General features: G+C 69.1%; 1 protein-coding gene. It reads right to left on the reverse strand.

Annotated features, from left to right (window positions below):
* Positions 1–407 precede the first annotated feature (407 nt).
* Positions 408–957 (reverse strand): hypothetical protein (locus tag QCN29_RS36700; RefSeq protein WP_279933589.1); only part of this gene is annotated, 550 nt, incomplete at its 5' end.

Genomic DNA, 957 nt, shown 5'->3' on the forward strand with positions numbered 1-957 from the left:
CCGTCCGCATACGCATGGGCGTACCGTTTGTCATGGTTTGGCGGTATTGGGGGGCGTGGTGGGAGGCGCGCCGGACGTTCGCCGCAGCGGCTGCCTGTGGGCTGTCCAAAGGGAGGACGCATCGGCGTGCCGGACCGCTCGGGCGCCGGCCGGTTCCTAAGGTCGCCCGCTGACCGGCGATGTCGTCGTGGCCGGCAGCGGTGACAGCACCGCGTGCGGACCCGGACCCGCGCCGTGCGACGGCGCGGGCCCGGATCCGCACGCGTAGGCCACCGGGGCGTGGAGCCGGATCAGAACAGACGCCTGTGTGCCGTGCCCGGCCGGAACCGGGCACGGCACACATCAGATCGTCGGGTTCTCCGGCCGAGTCGGCTCCTCTGGAAACCCTGCTGTGACGTCAGGCTCGTCTAGTGGACCGAGGGGAGGAACCCGTCGGGAACGAAGGGGTCGCAGCTGAAGTTCGCCGGATCGAGCGCCGGGTCGCACGTCGCCACCCAGCCTCGACCGTCCGTGTCCAGCACATTGATGTAGACGACGTCGTTGTCGAAGAGGTTGGTGGCTTCGGTTTCGGTGTTGATCAACACCTTCTCGTAGGTCACAGCGAGAGTGCAGGCGTTCGCCGGTGCGCCTTCGACCAGCAGGCTCTCGCCGATGTCGGGGTCGCCCGGTTCCGACTGCTTGGCGAACACCTGCCCGTCGTAGAGGAGGGCGTCGTACTGCCAGGTGTTGAAGATTTCGAGGGAGTCGTCGAAGAACCCGTTCTCGATGACGGCGTCCCACTCGATGCACGGTCCGGTGGGTCCGGGGTCTCCGGTGGGTCCGGTGGGGCCGGTGGGTCCGGTGGGGCCGGTCGGACCCGTGGGCCCGATCTTGCCCTTGCAGCGGTCCCCGCCTTCCACGGTCGCGCCGAGGGCGCTCGCCGAGACCACGCACCTGTCGTTCTCCGTCGCGGTCGGG

The organism is Streptomyces chengmaiensis (assembly GCF_029846775.1).
GTDB classification, from domain to species: Bacteria; Actinomycetota; Actinomycetes; order Streptomycetales; family Streptomycetaceae; genus Streptomyces; species Streptomyces chengmaiensis.